The sequence below is a fragment of the Aequorivita flava genome, from assembly GCF_038742595.1.
Taxonomy (GTDB): Bacteria; Bacteroidota; Bacteroidia; order Flavobacteriales; family Flavobacteriaceae; genus Aequorivita; species Aequorivita marisscotiae.
The window spans coordinates 87150-109222 of the sequence record NZ_JBANCF010000009.1; the positions used below are offsets into that span (position 1 = coordinate 87150).

Consider the following 22073-nt stretch of genomic DNA (forward strand, 5'->3'; position numbering starts at 1 on the left):
TAAGACTAAAGACCGCTTCGCTGAAAGACTTAAGACCGCTTTGCTGAAAGACTTAAGACCGCTTTGCTGAAAGACTAAAGACCGCTTTGCTGAAAGATTAAAGACTGCTTCCCTGTGCGACATAGGATGTATCATGATTGATGTAAATTAAAATGACACTTCTGATAAATAATAGAAACTGTGACGACCAAGACATTGAAATATCTTTTTATTGAACACATTTTATTTTTAAAAGATGGGTTCCACAATGGTTTAAGGCATTTAAAAGAGAACAACCCGATATTAAATTTAATAGGTTATGAAATAAGTGATATTGAAACCAATAGACCAACTCTAAGCGAATTAATTACAAGTAATGACTTTTATTTTGTTTGGGTTAATTTAGAATTTCCGATGCATGGTAATGAGAGATACTCTACTGCCACTGCCCTACTATCAGCCTTAAAAAAGAAAAATCCAAAGACACGAATTGTGGTAATTACGCAAAATAATACTGTTTACTCACTGCGTAAAGTATTAAAAAAGATAAATCCACAAGGTATACTGGAGGTTACGGATTGTGATCAAGAATCGATAATGAGGGCATTAAATGCAGTTATTAAAAATGAAGTGTACTACAGTAGAAATATCATGTTGTTGATACGAAAGTTTATAGGAACGTTTGAAACTATGGACGATGCCGATTATGCCATATTGTACGAGCTACATCTTGGTACCGCTGTAACTTCACTGCCAAAAAAAGTGCATCTCTCCCACTCCACCATCTTAAAGAAAAGGAGTAGGCTCAAGGAACTATTTAATCTATCAGGAAAAACTGATACTGATTTGATAAAAGAAGTAAAAACACAGCAATTTATATAAAACTTGCATTAACACTTCTACAGTTACTTAGCTTTCTGTAAAAATAGCTTAGGTTTTAAAGCCTAATTATTAAAGGATAATCTATAAATTTTTAGCACTAATCATTTAATTATCAGTTGGTTTTGCAGAGTCTATTTCATTTTAGCTTCCTAATTTTATCTATGTAAAAACACAAACTTAAAATTATGTTTTTGATAGATAAAGAATCAGTGCTTACAAGCACTGTAATCAAGGTAATTAGCTATCTGTTTATATTGCTCTTTTTATACGCTGCTGTTAGTAAGTTATTGGACTTTGAAGTTTTTACCGTACAACTAGCGCAGTCTCCCCTACTCAGTGCATATGCTGAACTTATAGCATGGCTGGTCCCGGGGATAGAAATAATTATTGCCGTGTTATTGGTGGTTCCTAAATTTAGAATAATAGCCCTCTATGCCGCCTTTACCCTAATGGTAATGTTTACGGCCTATATATTTATCATACTTAATTTCTCTGATTTTATACCTTGCTCTTGCGGTGGGGTTTTAGAAAAATTGAGTTGGACGCAGCATCTAATTTTTAATGTAATTTTCATATTCCTGGCAGGGGTGGCGGTCTTGGTCATGGGCTTGTATAGATTAAAAAAGACCTTGTTTTTGCTTGCCACCCTTGCCATTATTGGAATTGGGATAGTGACTTTGCTGTTTGCTTTTTCTGAGAAGAAGATGCATCGGAATAATGCCTTTATAAGACGCTATCCACATCATCCAATAGTGCCCAAAGACACTCTTGACCTTACTTATAACTCCTATTATTTTGCCGGAGGAAATGACAAACAGCTCTATCTTGGAAATTTCACGGCACCTAAGCAAGTGCTGCAAGTTTCAAACAACCTTATGGATACTATTTATTATCACATCCAATTACCGAAAAGCAATATAGACTATAAATATCCACGTCTGCGAATTATAGACAGTACCTTTTTTCTGTTTGATGGCACAGTGCCTATAATTCATGCTGGCAGCATAAAAGATTGGGTGGTTCAAAAAACCTTTTACCCAAAAGCCTTTTTTACCATTGCCGAACCAGTAAGTGCCGAGGAATTAGTTATTCGCACTATTAGTAGTAATACCGGTAACAACATTTTAGGGACTATTGAGATGGGTTCTATTTCTAAGGTTCAACTATACACAGACGTGCTAAAAGGCAATATAGATGGCTATTTTGATAGGGACGGACAGCTCTTGGTTAATAGTCAACTTCATAAAGTGATTTATGTGTACTACTATAAAAATCAATTTTTAGTAGCATCTCCTAATCTAACAGAAATTCAAAACCAAAATACAATTGACACCATTCAAGTACCACAAATTGACGTTAAGAAACTAACCTCTTCCCAACAAAGACAATTAGGAGGAAAATCTGTTCGTATAAACGGTTTAACGGCCAGTTATGGAAACTACCTGTTTGTTAATTCAGATCGTTTAGGTAAATACGAACCAGAGGAAATTATAGAAAACGCTGCAATCATGGATGTCTATAATATTCATGATCAAACCTATGAATTCAGTTTTTATCTGTATTACAATAAAAAGGAGAAGTTGCTTTCCTTCACGGTTTATGGTAGAAATATATATGCCTTAATAGGCTCCCATTTATATCAATTTGCCATAAAAGATAAATATCTAAACTTCATTAGAGATGAAAATACTTTGCGCGAAGCCAGGGATGAGACCGAAAACCTGTAGAAAAGAGTAGGCATAATTATTAATTAAATTTTTATATCATGAAAACAATGAGAAAAAAATGGCTCTTGCCCATAGCGGTATTCGCCATTGCAATTGCAAGTGCTTTTGCCAGTAATTCGGGGGCAAATAATGTCTTGGCCACGCCAGGATATATTGATGCACCCGCACCTTGTAGAATCGCGGTAGATTGTTCGCCATTTGGTGGGCCTGTGTGCAGAAATGCCTCATTACAACAAGCATTTGGCTGGAATAGCATGCATACTGCCTGTAATGTTGAGCTATATAAACCATAAATATCTCAGGGTTATTGAAAGAAAAGGCTGGAGTTTCCAGCCTTTTCTCTCCTATTTAAATTCCTTCATCCAAGGCTTCGCTGGTTCCCTTTTCAAATAATGATCAAACCATTGCCAACGTTTATGGGTCATGTCTATTTGATTTTCTTCTTTATAAAAATCATGTCCTTCGTTGGGGTAGAATAACATAATATGCTCCTTATTTAATATCCTAAGGGCATTGTACATTTCTATGGATTGTTCCCAATTTATGTTTGTATCCTTCTCTCCAGTTATGGTTAATAAGGGTGTACTTATAAATGGGGCATAATTTATTGGGGAATTCTTTTGATATAAAAGGGGAATTTTAAAGTAAGTTTCATTAAAACGTAACTGTGAATTTAAAAACCTAGCAGTCTGCGGTAAATCCCATAACCAAGCAATGGAAAAGTAAAAACTTTTTAAGTCGTGTATAGCCGACGCGCTTATTGCCGTTGCAAATATATCTGTATTCCCAATTATAAAGGAAGTTTGATAGCCTCCAAATGAGTGTCCAAAAAGTCCTATTCTTGACTTATCAACCGGTGCAGTTTTTAAAACCGCTGCAACTCCCGCCTCCACGCATTCAAGTGCAGATTTGCCTACCTCATTGATTTTATAAACTATATCTGGACAAAAAACAAAATATCCTCTTAAGGTAAGATTGGTAATGTTGATGTCAGCACCTGTGAACATGGTAGGATTTTCATACTTATTCAAGGTACCACTCATTCTTTCATAAATAAAAACGACCATGGGATATCGTTTTTGAGGGTCGAAATCCGCAGGATAAAATAGTGCTCCTTTAAGATTTCCTTTTTCAGAAATAGAATATTTCACAAGCTCTGATTTGCCCCATTTATAATTTTCCTGCTGAGGATTACTTGAATGAAGATCCATTGAGACTTGCTTTCGAATATCCGTTAATATTAATTTAGGGGGCAAATCGAATTTTTCTATAGTGTACAAAAAGGCATCTGTATTTTTCGATTTTTGAATCCAATCTACTTTAGCATCCACTTCAACTATAGGCTTCAAATTACTACCTCTAGACATAAAATAATATCCTGTTTTTCCATTCCAATCTTCAGCTAACAGGGTAATACCTTTCTCAAGATTAATAATTCCCATTAAATACCCATCCCCAGTTGACACGTATTCTCCAGTATTTATGGCTCGGTAGGTTTTATTATTCTCTCTCCCTTGAGTGAGCCTTTTTGCCTTTGCTCCATCTAAAGTTATCTCCCATAAATCGTATTTATCATAAAGTAATACCGTGCTGTCCTTAGCTGTCCATCCTGCAAGACCGTAGGATGGCACTACTCCAGCCCAATCGTACGCCTCATCCTTGAAAGTTGCTGCAATATTTTTTGTGATATTGGTGTGTGTGTTCTTTTCAGCATCATAAACCCACCAATCCTTTTCATCGAAATAGGCTAGATACTTTCCAGATGGTGAAACTTTAATGGGCATATAGGGTTTACGCCACATCACAAAACGTTTACTGCCATTTTTCAAATTGTAAACATTAATCGGTGTATCGGCACGGCCATCATCATAGGCAAGCATGTCATCCAATAAACTGTGGGTGAACAAATAGTCGGCACTATCAATGAATAAACCCCTTGAACTTTCATTATCTCCCATAGAATAGATGGCGTCGCTTTCTCCATTCCAACATACCATAAAAGGAGGGTCTTTAAAAAAGTCTTCATTACCGTTATAAACTGGATATATAAGCTTATCCTTAGCATTCCAAACCTGCACTGTAGAACCATGGTTATCCCTTTGGCTTGTATATGGTCTTTTTTTTAGATGGAAGAATAGCCTTTCCCCATCGTCCGAGAAGCGTAGAAAAGTAGATGGATTATCTAAAACGACTAACCCTCGATCTATATCCATTCTAGTATTTGCATCAAATATTCTGGGGGCTAAATTCTGTTTAACGTCTTTAAACCAAAAAACCTTATTACTATTGCCATCGTCAGAATTTTCTAAAAAAGCCAAATCATTTTTTGGTCCCCACACCATACGTCTAAATGGTCCTTTATTGCCACTTAGCAAGGTTTTCGGGTTATTGCTCTTTTTAATTTCAATAACTTTTAAGCTCCATTTTTCAGCTTCCTTTATAGTATAGGCCAAGAAATCTCCTCTTTCGTTAAGAGCGAAATCCTCAACATTATTTATTTTAAATCTAGTTTCTGCACCCAATTTCAATAGCTGCAGTTTCCTTTCACTTTTTTCTCCATCTATAACTTTCACTGATAAGGAAATCAAATATTCGTTATCAGGTGTAAGGCTATAATCTACAACATCGGGAATGTTATGGGTTGTGCCTTGTTCCAGATCAAAAGCTTTTAGGCTGCTCCCTTTTTTATAGACAAACCATTTATTGCCAAAAAAATGTTCCTCGGTTCCATTTGGGAGGTAGATTTTTGTTTTGTTTTCTGTATTCTGAAGTACTAATGTATCCTCGGCTTTTTCATAAGATAGAAGAAAGGAGGCCCATTTCCCGTTATCGGAAATTTTTGGGTTAAACAAATGGTGCCATTGTCCAAAATCCTCTGGCGTAAGATCTTTCTTTTCTGTGACCTGCCCCCATACGGGGCAAGCCAAACAGAAAAGAATGAAAAAAACTACTCCTTGTATGCTAATCCAAAGTAATCTAAGATTTTTCATTGTAAACTTTTTAGTAACCTGCATTTTGGGGCTGAAGGTTCGGGTTGGTAAGAAGCTCCTTCTCGGGTAGCGGAAATAAATTATCGGTACTATTCCAGCCTGGTTTTACACTTCCCAAAAACAAATCTAGGTTTCCAGTGCGCTTTAGGTCAAAAAACCGATGCCCGTGCTCGGTAAAAAGTTCTACTCTTCTTTCCTGAAGTATTGCCTGTAAAAGCTCCTCTGTACCTGCGGCGGTGGTAGCCGGAAGACCTGCACGTTCCCTTATTTTGTTTAAATCTGCATGCGCACCAGCAATGTCGCCTATTTTCGCACGGGCCTCAGCACGTATTAAATACTGTTCTGCCAATCTTAGAATAACGGAATACTCCGCATTACTTCCTTCGCCTGCCCGATGTTTGTACTTAAACGGATAATAAAAAGTAGGGCCGCCACCTGAAACGCCAGCGGTCCATATATCCCTACGCAGGTCATTCGCTTCAAAAGAATCCATCAATCCTTGCGTAAGTGCCCTTGCAGGTGGTGGTGCCGTTTCGAAGATAAAGGTCTCTGCCTCTAAGGTGTTCATTCCCTCAAATTGCGGCATCAGCTGAAAAAGTATGGAAGTACTCTCCTTTATAAATACATTTTCAAGATTGGGTTCCCAAGTCGATTCACTAACAACCGAAGTAGCCATATCTGCGGCCTGTTGCCATTGCCCTGTGTAAAGGTATACACGTGCCAAAAGAGCACGGGCAGTACGTGCATTTGCCCGCACATGTTCCCCGCTAGCATCTGTTTCGGGTAAATTATCTTTGGCATAAAGTAGGTCGGCAATGATATTTCCATATACCGTTTCGCTATCATCCCTTTTTACCGACTGGTTTACAAGATAGTTGGTGGTGGTTATATAAGGCACATCGCCATAGAGGTTAAAGAGATAAAAATGGATCAACGCCCTGAGGAACTTTGCCTCCCCAGAAAATTGAACAGCTTCTTCAGTAGTAAAATAGGCAGAACCCTCCACTCCCTCAATAATGGCGTTGGCGGCATATATTTGATTATAGCATCCGTTCCAAATTTCTGCTACGGTGGCGTCTGATGCCAAAAGAGTATTCCTAAAAAAGGCATCGTCAGGCAAACTGCTATCGCCATAAAAGTCAATCTCATCTGCATAAGTACCCATAAGGTTACTCATTCCTTGGGTGGCACCTGTAAGTAGAAGGTTTGATCGCAATTGGCCATAGATACCTACAATAGCTGCCTCAACCGTTTGCTTATCGGTAAACACATTCTCTCCTGTAAGTAAATAGTTGGGCGTTTCCACTTCCACAAATTCTTGGCAGGCAAATAGGAACAATAGCATGGCAACCCCCATAAATCGATACAGGGTGAGCTTCTTTATATTTAGTTCGGTTTTCATAATTATTAGTATTTTGTGTTGTTAAAATTTTATTTCAGTTCCAAGGCTCAGCATCCGCAAGGGGGGCAACTGCTCCGCACTTCGGCTTTCGGGGTCCGCTCCTTTAAAATCGGTTATTGTTAATAGGTTTTGCCCCAGCACATAAACCCTACACCCAAGTCCCAATTTATTTTCTGGTATTTGATAGGAAAGCGATAGGTTTTTAAGGCGTATATATGAGGCATCTCCTATTACGGCACTACTGTTTTGGTAATGCCAAAAGGCAATGGCCGCCTCGTCGTTATAACCTGCTGTGAGCAACTGGGTATTGGAAATATCTCCGGGGTTTTGCCAATGGTCCAAAATATCCACAGACTGATTAGTACGTGTCCCCGGCATCCCAGAGGTGTATTCAGAAGTCCACCCCGTTTGTTTTACAAACTGCAACAGAAAATCTAGCGATATTCCCTTATAAGTAATGGTATTGGAAAGCCCTCCAAAATAATCTACCCCTCTGTAAACAGCTTTTTTGAGATCGTTGGGTGTTGTAATTTGACCATCTCCATCATAATCTCGAAAGGTGTATAGACCCGTATCCGCGTCAACTCCTAAATAGTTATACAGTAAGGCCACATCTAAAGGTTCTCCTACCACATACTGGTTAGCATAGGTAGATTCGGCAAGGCCGGGAAAGGATATGAGCTTATTTCGCGGCACAGTGAGGTTTATTCCTGTGCTCCACTGCAAGTGCTTATTTTCAATATTTATGGTGTTGAGCTCCACCTCAAAGCCTGTGTTTTCTACAGTGGCGTCTAGATTGGCATTCAGCGAGGCGAAACCAGTAGTACCAGGCAAGGGTATTCCCACCAATTGGTTAGAAGATCGATTTCGATAATAAGCTGCTGAAAAGAAAATTCGATTCTTTAAAAACCCTAACTCCAAAGCCATTTCCAACTTCCTGTTGCTCTCCCATCCAAAAGTGGGGTTAAAGAGTTGGGAAGGTTGTAGCCCTGGGATTCCTTGGTAGCTTAGCCCACTGCCCACATAAGTATCGAGATATTGATAATTCCCTATTTGGTCATTACCACTACTGCCGTAACTGCCACGCAGTTTACCAAAACTTAAAAAATTAAGGGATTCCCTAATAAAATTTTCTTCGCTAAAAAGCCATGCAGCCCCCACCGCCCCGAAGTTTGCAAACTGTTTTCCTGGTCCAAAACGGCTGGAGCCGTCCCTTCTACCCGTAAGGTTTAGAATATACTTTTTGTTCCAATTAAGATTAAAGCGACCAAAAATGGCATTATACCTATACTCCTCTTCGGCATTAGAATTTATGGCTAAATAGGATGCTGCCGAAGGATCGTAGATAAGGTTGTTGGTAGTAAAGCCCTCTGCATAGGTAATGGTTCTTTTGGATGTTTCTGTTTGGAAAGAAGTTCCGAAAAGCAACTGTAGCGCAAGCTTTCCAAATTCATTTTTGTATTCTAACTGAGGCTCCACTATCCACGAACTGCGTTTGGCATTATTAAAGGTTACTGAGGAAAAACTACTGTCTAAACCATAGGCAGGGTCGTATACGGTATTTGGGGATGTCCTGCTTTCATCAAGGTGCATTTCGTTATACCCAAAATTTGCTTTTATAGACAAACTGCTAAGAACTTTATATGCTAAAAATCCACTCCCTGTAAGATTAGATGTACCTGACAGATATGCTGCGTTTAGTAACGCCAAAGGATTACTGAAAGTGCCATTTTCCCAGTTTAACGCTCCATTTTCGTCATACAATGCAGGTGCATTTGGAGCTAAGGTTTTACTTTGAAAAACAAAAGAAGTAGTAGGAAGCGTGTTTTTATCGGAAACATAGTTACCAGTAAACTGAAGCGTAAACTTGTCATCTTTACTTTGATGGTTGACATTTCCCAAAACAGAATTCTTCTTATAGTCAAAGTCTCCAGGAAAAACCGTAGTTTCTTTTTGGTGACTACCACGAAGCAAAAAGCGGGTTTCGGCATTCCCACCACTCACGCTAGCCTGTGTACGTTTGAAATAGGCCGTGCCGCCATATAGCACTTTTTGCCAATCGGTATATCGGTTTTGGTCCCAAGTACCATTAATATCATATTCAAATGGGGGATAATCTTCAATGCCATCATTGGCAAAGGCCTCCCTCCGCAATGCCAGATACTCTTGAGTATTCAGCAATTGCTGCCTACGGGCAATTTTTCCCATACCACTTTCACTACTTACGGTAAATTCCGCTTTCCCTATTTTACCTCGTTTTGTTGTAATAAGCACTACCCCATTGGCACCTCGTGATCCATAAATGGCGGTGGCATCAGCATCTTTTAGTATTTCAATACTTGCAATATCGGTTGGGCTAATGCCATTTAACGGGCTCTGAGCACTACCCAATACATTTGAAATGGAACTATTACCAAGAGATTGCGATGGATATGGCACCCCATCTACTATATAAAGCGGCTCACTACCATCTGCCCTTATACTATTGCGGCCCCGAATTCGGATATTAAAATCTCCTCCTGGTACCCCGCTATTTTGAACGACCTCAACCCCCGTCAGTCTTCCTTGTAAAGTAGCCAAGGGATTGGCGACAGGTTGTTTTTCAATCTCCGCTGCAGAAACTCTAGCAATGCTCCCTGTTTTCTCCTTATCAGAAACTTTATAATAGCCAGCGTTTATCACCACTTGGTCAAGGGCGGTGGCATCTGGCGCCATTACAATTGAGATATTCGACCTATCCCCTACTCGTACTTCTTGTGTTTTATAGCCTAAATAGGTGAAGACTAAGGTATCGGAAGGATGGGCTATTATGCTGTAGTGTCCATCCAAATCGCTCTGCGTGCCTTTGTAAGTGTTTTTTATAATAATGTTCACGCCAGCCATGCCAATACCCAAGGAGTCTGTTACTACTCCTTTAATATTGTTTTGTTGAAATGCTTTGCTAATTCGGCGGGTAATGGTAATGTAATTATCTTTTGTTGTGATAATATTAAAATCTTTCGGGGGAAGGCATTGCTTTAAGAGCTCATTTACCTTTACGGTGCCTTTTTTGAGTTCTATTTTGGGCAAATTCTTAAAAATATTTGATTGGTAGATGAAGGTACATTCTGTCTGTTTGCCAATTATTTCAAAGACTTCAAAGATGGTAACTGTCCTATCCTGATCAATCGTAATTTTGGGGTTTTGAGAAGTCAGGGGATTTGGTGAGAAGCCAAAGATGATTGCACAACTTAAAAGCAGTAGAGTTCTCGCGATAATTTTCGGGAGATAGCTTGCTTGAAGTGCAAGCACTTTTATTAATTTAATTTCCATAAATTTGTGAATTGATTGGTTAATATTCCAATTATTATGGGAGTTGAGTTTTTTACTTTCCAGGTAGTGGCTCTTCTCCTTTTTTTTTATCTAATGGTCATGGTGTTGTTTTTTATCTCATAGGCGTTTATACTGTTAGTGTTTTTGATTCCGTCCAATATTGCTTCAATTGTTTGCTTTTTACTTAATAAACCGCTGAATTTTACCTTTTCCAACTCGGGGGAGTCGAAGGAAATTTGTACAACATACCATCTGGCCAAGACTTGCATAATCTCTTTAAGTGGCTTATCTTTAAAATAAAAATAGCCCCTAATCCATGCGGTGTCGTAATTTACATCGACCTGGGATTTTGACAACTGGCCTGAGTTTAAGTCCAAGATGGATTGCTCACTAGGATTGAGATAAGCTTGTTTGCCATTTGCAATAATCCGTACCTTTCCTTCTACCAAGGTGGTGTATATTTTTGTCTCTTCTTCATAAGCCTTAAGGTTAAATTCAGTACCAATTACTTCCACCTCCTGTTCTTGTGAAATAATTTTAAAGGCATCTCCTTGATGCATGGTGCTCGGGGAAACATCCAAATAAACTTCACCATATAATAGTTCCACGGTACGGGTTTTTCCGGGCTGGAAAGCCACGGGGTATTTTATCTTTGTATCGGCATTCAACCATATTTCGGTGCCATCGGCGAGGGTTAGACGATATTGGCCTCCTCTTGGTACCGACAAATAATTAAAGACGGTATGTAATTGAGTATTGATTTGATTGTATTCCAACCTGTCGCCTTTGGTTTGGGCGATCTTGTTTTTGAAAGGAGTCTCAGAGCTTAATGCTACTTTTGTACCGTCTTCTAAAGTCAAGAGAGCCTTATTTGTTCCTGGTTCAATGGCTATTTGCACTGAAGCTTCTTGTCCAGATTTTTGAATGAGATTGTAGGTGAAAAATGAGATAGAAAACAATAACAAGGCTATGGCGGCCACTTTATATAGCTTAGGCAGTAGGGCTCTTGTGGGTTTTCTTGTGGGTTTTTGTAATCTGTTGGCCACTTTTTCCCAGTCGTTGGCAATATCTATTTCCGCTAGTTTGAGTTGTTGTTCCTGGATATTTTCCTCAGAGAGATTTTTCTCAATACGGTTTTTGGTTTCCTTACTAAGGAATTCAGCCTCATTAAGGGCAGCAGTTTTTTCTCCTTTGGAAAGGCTTTTGGCCAATTTGTTTGCCAAGGCAAATAGACGGTCGTGGATTGTCATTGTAGTTTCTTTGTACCTCTATAACAACGAAAATTGGAAAGTGTCTAAAAATAAATTGGAAAAATTGAATTTGATTTAGTCGTGTCCGACTAAGATTTAAGACCGCTTCGCTGAAAGGTGTAAGACTTATTCTTTAATAGCTTGATAATTAGGCTAGATTGATTCAGCATGCTTTCTAGTTTCTATTTCTCAGAATTGAATCTAATAGCAAGGTCTCTCATGATAAAAATGCTTTAAAAACCCGCTATCCTTGGCTAAACAGAGTTTTGTAATATTTTAATTGGACCACCAATATTTTAATTACTTTATGTTTGACCTAATTTATCAATTTACTTTCTTCGTTTACCCCGTTCCTAAAGGGAGCGAAGAAAATATCCGTCAAGATCGTTACAAATTGTTGATTAGTTAAATATGCCAGCTTAGGCATTACATTCAGTATTCATAAAAATGAAAGAAAATATTTTAGAGGGGTCAATAGGCCTTTAAGTTTTTGATAGGCTAGGCTTTTTTGGGTTCTTACGGTACTTGGGGTGATGTTGAGTTCTTCGGCGATTTCGTTAGTGGTATAGTTATTTAGTGAAAGGGAAATTACTTTGGCTGCTTTTTTTGGAAGGGTGTCTATTGCCTTATATAATTGAACATAGGTTTCTGCCGAAACCAGTTCGGCGAAAAAATAATCTTCCGACTGTTGGAGTTCGTTATCTGAGGTAGCAGCATTGGTGATTGCTTTATGGTGTTTGCTTTTTAAGTAGTTGAGGCAATGGTTTTTGACGGTGGTATAAAAGTAGGCTTTGGTAGTGTTGTGGTTGGTAAATACCGGTTGCTTCTCCCATATTTTTATAAAAACCTCTTGAACGATGTCTTTGGAAGCATCCATATCATTAAGGTATTTATTGGCAAATAGGCACAAGGGCGGATAGAGAGTCTCAAAAAGTGACTCGTACCCCTCCAAATCCTTTGGATGTGATAAATACCTAGGCATAGCATTGCGGTTTAAAGGGAATGTTTCCCCAGCACTATCGGCACCGTTCTTACCTTATAAACAAGGCTCTTGAATTAAGTTACACCACAATTCTCTCTGGTATTAAAATCCGTAGAAAAAAGTAGGCGCGGAACTCAACTTATCGAACTGGGGTACTGGCATACCTTACCACGATAAGAGAGCCCACGCCCGGGACGTGAGCCTTCTACTTATCCTCTCGTGGTTTTAAAAACGCCAGTTTTCAGTTCGAGATTCAAAGCGAATGCTTCTAGTTTTTTGCTCTTAGAAGAATCGCAAATATATAATATCAACAAAAATAATAAAAATATTTAAATATGGACTATAGTCCGTTGAAAATATCTATGATTTTGAAGCTATTTGTATTCTATGGCTACAAATTTAACAGGTATCGAACTTTTTGTTATTCAAAGAGTAAAAGAAGTTCGAATTGCTAAAGGATTAAGTCAAGAAAAATTATCTCTTGCACTGAATAAAGGGGTAGGTTTTATTGGTGATAGAGAAGCTCCTTCCAAAAAAGCCAAATACAATATTAATCACTTGAACGAAATAGCTAAAGTTTTAGATTGTTCGCCTAAGGATTTTTGGCCTGAGTGTCCTTTAACTTGATTTCATTTTTTAAAGCAGTAACGAATAGGGATTAATTAAAAAGCAAATAATGGCTGAATGGATTTTTAATAACAATAGGAATGCGACTCTCATATTTGACAATTATTGCATTCGGAACAATAACGGTCTTGTTAATTGGTTGGATTTGGTTATTTCGGTTCAAACTGTGCCACATTTTATTTCCACCCAGAATTGTCCCCACCCACCCGCCTGCCGGACGGGCAGGAAACTGCCAGAAAGGGCTGTTTTGACCTCCCCAGAGGGAAGGTAGGCTTGAGTTTTAAGATAATTTGTTTCTGGAGATACTGTTTTACCTTTTGGCATTATTTGAATAAACTGAATTATGCAAACATATCGCATTAAAGTAACTCAATTTTAACATGTAAGCTTCCTTTAAAAACAAAAGATTTACTTCCACCTTCAACAAAGAAATTTTACAACCTTTTAAATGATAATTTCAGAACACCTTTATCGAGACGACTTAATGATGCTGAATTTGAAGAGCGTAAAAAAGAATTTTTAGAAACAGCTGATGCAAGAATGATAATACTTGCTTTGATAAAGAAAAGTGAAAAGGAGGAAATTGTTATCATTACGGAAGAATCTGAAAATGGAAATGACCACAAAGCATTTAAAAAAATACCTTCTATCTGTAAGATGCTTGACATTAAAGTAATGACACTACCTGATTTATTAAAAATCTATCAAGGTATTGACATTGAATTCAAATAAAAGCCAGCGTACAGCAACGGCAACCGTTGCACAACCCCATAATTTATAAAAACCCAACTCATATAAGCCGCTTTAAGCGGCTTTATTTTTTGTTCAGATTTGAAAATGGGTAAGATTTGGGATCCTTAGAAGGAATGCTTAACCCCCGCCACCGCGCTCCCGAGACTTGGGGAGCATCGCGTGTGCCACAACATTATATTTCATTCCCACTAGCGCCTTTACCAAGCAAAATTGAATCAGAAAGCGTATCAATTTATTGTTGCATTTATATTGCTTTTCATTGGCTTTTGAAACCGACAAAATATTTATATTTGGTATTCTCCCTGGTTAAAATACACACTATTACGGTTTTCCGTATAAGCGGAAACGGATTTTGACTTATATTTGAAAAAGACAAACAAAACTACAACGAGCTACAAGTGCGATATATACGTCACTTTTATGTTGTATATACGCATGTTGTGCAACATTAGGAAAAACAAGAAACTTTTCGGATATTTATAACTTAAACTTAAGTAAAATGGCAACTGTAGATAATATACGAAACGGACTGATAGACAAGATATTATCCATTAGGAATAAAGATTTTTTAGTCGCTTTAGACAAATTAATCACTTCAAGTTCTTCGGAATCTGATATTATTGAATTGACGAAAGAACAAAAAATTATGCTCGAAATGAGTGAACAGGATATTAAAGAAGGAAAACTGATTTCTCAAGAAGCTATGGATAAAAGAAATCTAGAATGGCTAAACGCAATGTAATTTGGACTAGAACAGCCGACCTTCAATTTGTAGGAATTTTAGAATATTGGGTAAATAGAAATAAATCGAACACATATTCAAAAAAACTCTTGAAATTAGTTTCGGAAAGAACAAAACAAATAGCCGAACAACCATTAATTTTCAAAGTGACTGATTTTACAGATACGAGAGTAGCTTCACTTGGGAATTTCAGCATTTTCTATAAATTTAATGATAAAGAAATAATAATAACAGCAATTTGGGATAACCGACAAAATCCTAAAAAACTGTTGAAAATTTTGGAAAACAAAAAATAAGGTTGCCCCCGCACTGCCGCGCGATTGCAATAATATTGAATTTCTGCACTTATCTTGACGGTACCCTTGGCAATAATTTGATTGACTACAACTGGGAATGAAGAAAATCGGCAGTATCTTTTAACCCTCTCTTTCTAAGTATATCTAAAACTTGAAACTCATCCAAATCTGGATTTCTTCTATTTAAAACTAATTCTTTAAAAGCTTTAACTGCCTGTTCCGGATTTAAATCGATTATATCTGTCAAAAAATCATCCGCTGTTTTTACTGTTAACCCAAAAGACGATAAATATTCTTTAGGAAAATCCTTTATATTGTTTGTTACAATAACATTTGCATTTGTTTTAATTGCTGCTGCAAGTACATGTCTGTCTTTAGGGTCAGGTAATTCTAAACTACCAACTAAACCAGAATAATTTTTAACTAAAGCATCTGGGAACGCTTTATTTACTCTATCTACTCTTTTATTTGCTTCTACCTCATTAATACCTTTTCTTGACATCACCGCTTTCCATTCATTAAAAATATGTGTACTCCATTTTGGAGTAAACAAATTATAATAGGCAAACCAAAATAACAGGTCCCGGATTTCAATTGGATAAATTACATTGGTATCTAAAACACATTTAAATCTAACGCTATGAATTATATAGTCCCAATTCTTCGTCAGACTTCATAATATCAATAATATTTTGTTTCTGAATTTTCTTCATATTCTTTTTATATCTCATAACATCTTCGAACTTAATTCTTCTGTGTTTACCAACTTTAGTATATTCTATTTGCCCGTCTTCCAGCAACCTAACTATATGAGGTCTTGAACAACCTATGATTTCAGCTGCCTTTTGAGTTGTAACTTCAGTTGCAACAGGAACCAATGAAAATGGTTTACCTTGACTCATTGCTTTTAGTATTTCATTTAAAAACTTTAAGGCACTTAAAGGTATTTTAATCCTCTCTTGTGTTTCTTGAATTTCAATCTCTGGATTTTTTGAATGTAATTGATCAATAACAGAAGTCAAAGCATCATACGATTCTATAGCTAATTTTTGCTCGTCCTTTGAAGGTTTATTAATTTTAATGAAAGTTTCCTTCGTCACTGCCGTTTTTAGATAGTTCTACCCAATATTAAACGAAACAGCCATATATTTTAAATTTAAAAACTACAACGTATCATATAGAGGAATAGATGGCACGACTCCTAAGTGGGAACGGAATGCGCCTCTTACACCACCGCACCCTTCGGTTCCGCTTCGGAAAAACCTGCGGGTGCCTCAAATACCACGATTCAAATATGTAAATTATCATTCGTACTACTCAACTAAACAAACATAACCTTTTCTCATCAACCTATTTACGGTGATTGTAGCGCGCAATATGAGGCTTGGGGCTACACCTTCCTCAAATTTGTAAATTCGGCTCGATTTATGCCTGTAATTTCAGTTTAAACTGAGCTTATATGTCCCCACCCGCCTGCCGGACGGGCAGGAAACTGCCGGAAAAGGCAGTTTTGACCTCCCCAGAGGGGAGGTAGTCTGGAATTTTAAGGCAATGTATTTCTGGCGATTCTATATGGACTTTTAGTGTTATGGATATACTTGACTGAGCGAATTTAAAGTTTAAAGTTACTTCTATCTTTATAACATCTAATATGATATAGCCTACTTAACCAAAAATTATTATATTTGATATTCTCCCCAATTAAAAAAAACCCACACTTACGGTTTTCCGCAATGCGTGGGTTTTTGTTTAGATAGCATTTGCCATAATTAATTACGTTTAATACTTATGTAAACTTACATTTTTAGGACACCACGAATTATGATAAATAATCATACATTTGACGCAAAACAATCACAGGCTATTTCTATATGTTACAATTCCTTTTTATTTTAATCACCCTTTTTAGCGGTCAATTTTTGGCGGCACAGATAGTAAACATTCCGGATGCCAATTTTAAACAAGCGCTTTTAGAGAACCACCCGGTTATAGATACCAATGGAGATGGGGAGATACAGGTAAGTGAGGCTGAAGCTGCGACCAATATTTTTGTACACGACAAGAATATAACGGATCTTACGGGGATTGAGGCTTTTGTAAATATAACGAGTTTAACCTGCTCCTCAAACCCAATAAGTACAGTAGATTTATCAAATAATCCCGATTTAGAATTATTGGTTATTGGTAGAACGAACTTGAGTAGTCTTGATATTTCGCAAAACACAGCCTTGTTTACTTTATATATAGATAATACTAACATCACAGAAATTGACACTTCGAACCACCCTAATCTGGAATTTTTGAATGCAGCCTATGGGAGTTTGGAAAGTGTGGACTTATCAAACAATCCCAATCTTGTAATTTTAAAGCTAGAGGACACCAATGTTGAAACTCTGGATTTATCGTCTAATCCACTTTTGGAGGCGCTGGGAATTTACGGTACTGTGATTGACGATCTGGATTTTTCACTACTGCCGAACCTAAAGATTATAAGTCTAGGAAATAATAACATAGAAACTATAGACTTTTCAGAAAATCCCGATTTATGTTCCGTATTTATTGGCAATTGTCCTGCTTTGGAATATATCAATCTAAAAAATGGCAATAATGAGTTGTTAGTGCCCAATACAGACTGTAGCATAAATGTAACCCATGGCGGATTATCATCTACCTCGGGTTTAAATGTTATAAGCAATAACCCAAATTTATCAACTATTTGCGTAGATGATGTAGATTTTGCGGAGCAGAACTTTACATTGGTGCCACCACAAACCCAATTTACGGAAGACTGTAATCTCGCTATTAATGAATATGCTTTTACTTCACTTCAATATTATCCCAATCCAGTTGGAGATGTGTTGAATATAAACTTGGATCGAATGATTACGAAGGTTGAAATATATTCGGTTTTAGGGAAAAGAATTAAGGATTACACTATTGATACCAAGCAGGCACAGTTAAAGGTTGATGACTTAACAGAAGGCATTTATTTTGTTACTGTTTTTACTGAGGATTTTAGGAAAGTGTTCCGAATTGTAAAGAGCGGGTCTAGATAATAACTTCACCGAATTATAAAACTTCTTTTTCTTTAATATTTTCTGAAACATAGACAACTTCTGATTATTGTTTTGCTGCACGTGCTATAATATGCATTATTTGCCTTCCTATTCTATTTAATACAATTTCAACATTATTTGAACTTCTGCTGAGAGGTTTTTTATTATTTAATTTGGAGGCCTGAATTCTATCCATATACTTTTTGGGTTGGTAGAAACTGTTCTACGTCCCTACCCGCTTGCGATTCTGTTGGACAGGAAATTGCCGATAAGGAGTCACCCACTCGACTTACTGTTTGGTCGGAAACCAGCAGGGCAATATAGCCCCACCAATCCGCCTTACCGTCGGCTAGGAAACCACCAGTAAACACACCCAAAATCATCAAAATCCCTACCCGCCGATGTACTATTGGGTGGAAGACCCCACCCAAAACCGCCTGAAATGGCGGTTTCGACCTCCCCGAAGGGGAGGTAATTCGGAATTTTAAGGTGAATTTTGTGCGGGTGCAAGAATATGCAGATATATGCAAAAATATGCAATCTGTGTTTTGAAAAATTGTATTGGAGGGTTGTGGTTGTAGGTTTGGGCTATGTTTAACCCTTAAAATTTGTTATTATGGCAAAACAAAAAGGAATTGTAAAGTTAAAAGGTACGATAGGAGATTATACCTTTTACAAATCTGAGGACGGGTTTATGGCCCGTCAGAAAGGCGGTATTGAGAAGAACCGCATTTTGAATGATCCCGTATTTAAGCGAACACGCGAGAACGGGATGGAATTTGGAAGAGCCGGAAAAAGTGGACAGCTGATTCGGAAAGCAGAGCGCGTGCTGTTGAGACAGGCGAGTGACAATCGCGTTACTTCGCGATTGGTGAAAGTGTTGATGGCGATCATTAAAACCGATCCGCTGAATAAGCGCGGGAACCGAACCGTACAGGACGGAGATATGGCCTTGTTGAAAGACTTTGACTTTAATCTGAAAGGGAAGCTAAATACCGTGTTCTTTAACGGGTATAGTTTGGTATTTGACCGTGCTGCAGGTAGCTTGGATGTTGAAATTTCGGAATTTATTCCCAATGAGACCATCGATGCTCCAAGGGGTACCACCCATATTCAAATAGTGGGAGGTATTTGCGCATTGGATTTTACCAATAAAAGTTTTGAGGAAGATCATACTTTTTCGGCAATTATTCCTTGGGATACGACGCTACAAGCGCCCATTACCCTTAGCAGCACCATTAGCCCGGCGAGCACCTTACCGGTAATCCAGGTTGTTGGTGTAAACTTCTTTCAAGAAGTGAATGGGGAAATGTATCCGCTTAGAAACGGAGCATTTAATGCCTTGACGATTATTGAGGTAGATCAGCTGTAAGCTTTAAATGGAATCGTTATGGAATTTTATCTTCATAGAATTCATTATAAAGGCGGAACAAACGGTGCGTTATTTCATAAGCAACAGTTTCTGTGCTTCTGCATAGAGTTGCCTTGGCGATTGAACGCCCGGAATGTTTCCTGTATTCCTGACGGCACCTATGAGATGCGACCATTTTTCTCTCTGCGTTTTAAACATCATTTACGATTGATAGACGTACCTGGGAGAAGTGGCATACTATTGCACCCGGCAAACAATGCTCAAACTGAGCTTCGGGGCTGTATAGCACCTGTGTCGCAGTTAACAGGCATTGGCAGAGGTCTTGGATCTCGAAGAGCTTTGGATAAGGTCTTAATGCGGATTGAAGGGCATCGGGAAACGCATGAAGCGATTACGTTGACAGTGATATCGGAGTTATCCGGTAGGTAGTCGGTTGGCGGTTGTCAGTTGTCGGTTGGCGGTTGTCAGTTGTCTGTTTTCGGTTTTCGGTTGTCGGTTTTCGGTTGTGGGTTGGCGGTTGGCGGTTGTCAGTTGGCGGTTGGCGGTTGTCAGTTGTCTGTTTTCGGTTTTCGGTTGTCGGTTTTCGGTTGTGGGTTGGCGGTTGGCGGTTGTCAGTTGGCGGTTGGCGGTTGGCGGTGTTCTCCTAGGCTGAAGCTTCGGGGGACGAAGTAGTGGTAGTTGTTTTTACAATGAGGGTGGGACGTGGGTAAATGGGGGGAATGGTGGATTGGTGAATTTGTTAATTGGTTAATTGGTTAATTTGGGATTTGTTAATTGGTTAATTTGGGATTTGTTAATTGGTTAATTTGAAAATGGAAAAGCATTTCTTTACCCCAGCCCTAAAGGGTGGAAATGCTTTTTGGATAGTTAACACGATTAGTATTAAGAGTTCCACGTCATACGTCATAAGTAACCCTTCGACTGCGCTCAGGGGGACGGGTTTGGGGATTTGTGATTTGTTAATTTGGGATTCGTTAAATTGTTAATTCGGGATTTGTTAATTCGGGATCTGGTGATTGGGGATTGGGGATTCGTCAATTGGTGATTTGTGATTTGGGGTTGGGAAGGAAAGCATTTCTTGCCCCGACCCTAAAGGGTGGAAATGCTTCTTAAGTTTTGATTCTACGACTGAGCTTACTTCGACTCCATTCAGTGATCGGGGTTTGACCCTTCGACTGCGCTCAGGGCGGCAGTTCTTTGGATTTGTTAATTTGGGATTCGGGATTGGTGGATTGGGGATTGGGGATTGGTTGAAATCGAGGATTGTTGATAAGTACGGTCTGAGGAAAGAAACAGGACTGCTGCGCTGCTAGAAACAGGAACATCCCCCCTAGCCTTTCCCGAAGTAAATTCGAGACAAGCTCTTCAAAGGAGGGAAATAAAATATGTATAATTTAAAAAATTAGATTATGAATTTATTTGAACGAATAATGCGGCCCACGCCACGATTTTTTAGGAGGCTGCGGAATATTGGGATTGGGTTGTCGGCTATAGGTGGGGCCATAGTGGCGGAGGCATTTTTTTTGCCGAGCGTGCTGACTAAAATTGCTGGGTATCTTATTGTCGCTGGTACAGTGGCCTCTGTAGTGAGCCAGACGGTGATTAATGATAAAAATGATGATGACTATCCCCCACCCGATGGAATGGCAGCACCAGGACCGAATCCGTTATTGGATGTTAATCGATAAATACGAGAAATTATGGACAATTATAAGATAAGTATTTTTGGAGGAACGGTATTTGGAATATTACCTAATTTACCGATAGAGGATATAATGGTAACCGTTTGTATGGCTATTATTGGAACTATTAGTAGTTATGTGGTAACTGTGCTACTGAAATGGATTAGCAAACGGCTGGATAAGCGGTAGCGCCTATTGTTTTATTGAGAAAGGGCTTCTGGGGATTCTGGGGGCTCTTTTTTATGGTTATTTTTATTTTTTATTATTATTATTTATTGGTGGTTTCTGAATTGGTTAAGTTTTGATTCGTTAATTGGAAACCCCGAATACACGAATTGTTTTCTTTACATTGCTCGAAAAAGTGGCACAAATCAAACCGTTATAGGTTTTTCGGTCGTAGGCAAACTGGCACAGTTTGAACCGAAATCAGTGGCACAAATTGAACCGAAATAACCACAAAGAACTCTAAGAAGGCACAAAGGGCACAGAGAGGTTGTTAGTTTGTTAATTGGTGATTCGGGATTTGTTAATTGGTTAATTCGGGATTGGGGATTTGGGATTCGGGATTTGTTAATTGGTTAATTCGGGATTGGGGATTTGGGATTTGTTAATTGGTTAATTTGTTAATTCGGGATTCGGGATTTGGGATTTGGGATTTGTTAATTGGTTAATTTGTTAATTCGGGATTTGGGATTTGGGATTTGGGATTTGTTAATTGGTTAATTTGTTAATTCGGGATTCGGGATTCGGGATTGGTTAATTGGTTAATTGGTTAATTGGTTAATTAGAAAATAAAAAAGTATTTCTTTGCCCCAGCCCTAAAGGGTGGAAATGCTTATTAGGACTTTTACGGTTTGACTGCGCTCCCTACGACTTCACTCTGGGACTGGGGTTATTTTTTTAGTTATAGTAGATTGTCTTTGGTTGGTAGTTATGAGTTGTGAGCTGGTTGACGGTTGTAGTTGGTTTTTAGGTGTTTTGTTAATTGGTTAATTGGGGATTTGATGCAAATTTTTATGAT

Annotated in this window: 18 protein-coding genes; 11 read left to right on the forward strand and 7 right to left on the reverse strand. The window is 38.3% G+C overall.

Features of this window, described 5'->3' with window-relative positions; genetic code table 11:
* Window positions 1-180 precede the first annotated feature (180 nt).
* From VZD24_RS11280 to VZD24_RS11290, 3 genes are all read left to right on the forward strand, one after another.
* Window positions 181-861: a hypothetical protein gene (locus VZD24_RS11280; RefSeq protein ID WP_342687650.1), complete on the forward strand. Its 681-nt coding sequence runs from the start codon at window positions 181-183 to the stop codon at window positions 859-861.
* A 191-nt stretch (window positions 862-1052) separates the two neighbouring features.
* The gene (locus VZD24_RS11285) at window positions 1053-2588 is read left to right on the forward strand and encodes a MauE/DoxX family redox-associated membrane protein (RefSeq protein ID WP_342687651.1); all 1536 of its coding nucleotides are present in this window, start codon (window positions 1053-1055) and stop codon (window positions 2586-2588) included.
* Between the two features lie 38 nt (window positions 2589-2626).
* The gene (locus VZD24_RS11290; protein ID WP_342687652.1) at window positions 2627-2881 is read left to right on the forward strand and encodes a DUF6520 family protein; all 255 of its coding nucleotides are present in this window, start codon (window positions 2627-2629) and stop codon (window positions 2879-2881) included.
* 51 nt (window positions 2882-2932) lie between these two features.
* Here the strand turns inward: VZD24_RS11290 and VZD24_RS11295 are convergent, their stop codons facing one another.
* From VZD24_RS11295 to VZD24_RS11315, 5 genes are all read right to left on the reverse strand, one after another.
* Entirely contained in the window at window positions 2933-5578 is a 2646-nt protein-coding gene (locus VZD24_RS11295; RefSeq protein WP_342687653.1) for an alpha/beta hydrolase family protein, read from the reverse strand.
* 10 nt (window positions 5579-5588) lie between these two features.
* Entirely contained in the window at window positions 5589-6980 is a 1392-nt protein-coding gene (locus tag VZD24_RS11300; RefSeq protein WP_342687654.1) for a RagB/SusD family nutrient uptake outer membrane protein, read from the reverse strand.
* A 21-nt stretch (window positions 6981-7001) separates the two neighbouring features.
* Window positions 7002-10292 carry a SusC/RagA family TonB-linked outer membrane protein gene (locus VZD24_RS11305; RefSeq protein WP_342687655.1) on the reverse strand — a complete coding sequence of 1097 codons (3291 nt, stop codon included), beginning with the start codon at window positions 10290-10292 and terminating at the stop codon, window positions 7002-7004.
* Between the two features lie 86 nt (window positions 10293-10378).
* Window positions 10379-11542 carry a FecR family protein gene (locus tag VZD24_RS11310; RefSeq protein ID WP_342687656.1) on the reverse strand — a complete coding sequence of 388 codons (1164 nt, stop codon included), beginning with the start codon at window positions 11540-11542 and terminating at the stop codon, window positions 10379-10381.
* 439 nt (window positions 11543-11981) lie between these two features.
* Window positions 11982-12524, reverse strand: a complete 543-nt coding sequence (locus VZD24_RS11315) for an RNA polymerase sigma-70 factor (protein WP_342687657.1) — start codon at window positions 12522-12524, stop codon at window positions 11982-11984.
* 387 nt (window positions 12525-12911) lie between these two features.
* Here VZD24_RS11315 and VZD24_RS11320 point away from each other — a divergent pair, with 387 nt between their 5' ends.
* From VZD24_RS11320 to VZD24_RS11335, 4 genes are all read left to right on the forward strand, one after another.
* Window positions 12912-13151 (forward strand): helix-turn-helix domain-containing protein, encoded by a 240-nt coding sequence (locus VZD24_RS11320; protein ID WP_342687658.1) that lies wholly within the window; start codon window positions 12912-12914, stop codon window positions 13149-13151.
* A 372-nt stretch (window positions 13152-13523) separates the two neighbouring features.
* Entirely contained in the window at window positions 13524-13883 is a 360-nt protein-coding gene (locus VZD24_RS11325; protein ID WP_279450267.1) for a DUF4411 family protein, read from the forward strand.
* A gap of 520 nt (window positions 13884-14403) precedes the next feature.
* A complete protein-coding gene (locus VZD24_RS11330) occupies window positions 14404-14646 on the forward strand; it encodes a hypothetical protein (protein ID WP_279448142.1) in 243 nt (80 codons plus the stop codon).
* Window positions 14628-14942, forward strand: a complete 315-nt coding sequence (locus VZD24_RS11335) for a type II toxin-antitoxin system RelE/ParE family toxin (RefSeq protein ID WP_279448143.1) — start codon at window positions 14628-14630, stop codon at window positions 14940-14942. Before VZD24_RS11330 ends, VZD24_RS11335 begins: the two co-directional genes overlap by 19 nt.
* An 85-nt stretch (window positions 14943-15027) precedes the next feature.
* Here the strand turns inward: VZD24_RS11335 and VZD24_RS11340 are convergent, their stop codons facing one another.
* Together VZD24_RS11340 and VZD24_RS11345 are read right to left on the reverse strand one after the other, a co-directional pair.
* Window positions 15028-15612, reverse strand: a complete 585-nt coding sequence (locus VZD24_RS11340; protein ID WP_342687694.1) for a VapC50 family PIN domain-containing toxin — start codon at window positions 15610-15612, stop codon at window positions 15028-15030.
* Window positions 15581-16042 carry a helix-turn-helix domain-containing protein gene (locus VZD24_RS11345; protein ID WP_342687659.1) on the reverse strand — a complete coding sequence of 154 codons (462 nt, stop codon included), beginning with the start codon at window positions 16040-16042 and terminating at the stop codon, window positions 15581-15583. The genes VZD24_RS11340 and VZD24_RS11345 overlap by 32 nt, the downstream gene beginning before the upstream one ends.
* Window positions 16043-16813: 771 nt before the next feature.
* On the opposite strand from VZD24_RS11345, the gene VZD24_RS11350 reads away from it, so the two are divergent.
* The 4 genes from VZD24_RS11350 to VZD24_RS11365 all read left to right on the forward strand — a co-directional run bounded on the left by VZD24_RS11350 (window position 16814) and on the right by VZD24_RS11365 (window position 21058).
* A complete protein-coding gene (locus VZD24_RS11350) occupies window positions 16814-17998 on the forward strand; it encodes a T9SS type A sorting domain-containing protein (protein ID WP_342687660.1) in 1185 nt (394 codons plus the stop codon).
* 616 nt (window positions 17999-18614) lie between these two features.
* Window positions 18615-19370 (forward strand): hypothetical protein, encoded by a 756-nt coding sequence (locus VZD24_RS11355; protein WP_342687661.1) that lies wholly within the window; start codon window positions 18615-18617, stop codon window positions 19368-19370.
* Window positions 19371-19388: 18 nt separating this feature from the next.
* A complete protein-coding gene (locus VZD24_RS11360; protein WP_279448149.1) occupies window positions 19389-19799 on the forward strand; it encodes a DUF5675 family protein in 411 nt (136 codons plus the stop codon).
* Between the two features lie 980 nt (window positions 19800-20779).
* Window positions 20780-21058, forward strand: a complete 279-nt coding sequence (locus VZD24_RS11365) for a hypothetical protein (RefSeq protein ID WP_342687662.1) — start codon at window positions 20780-20782, stop codon at window positions 21056-21058.
* Window positions 21059-22073: the final 1015 nt, after the last annotated feature.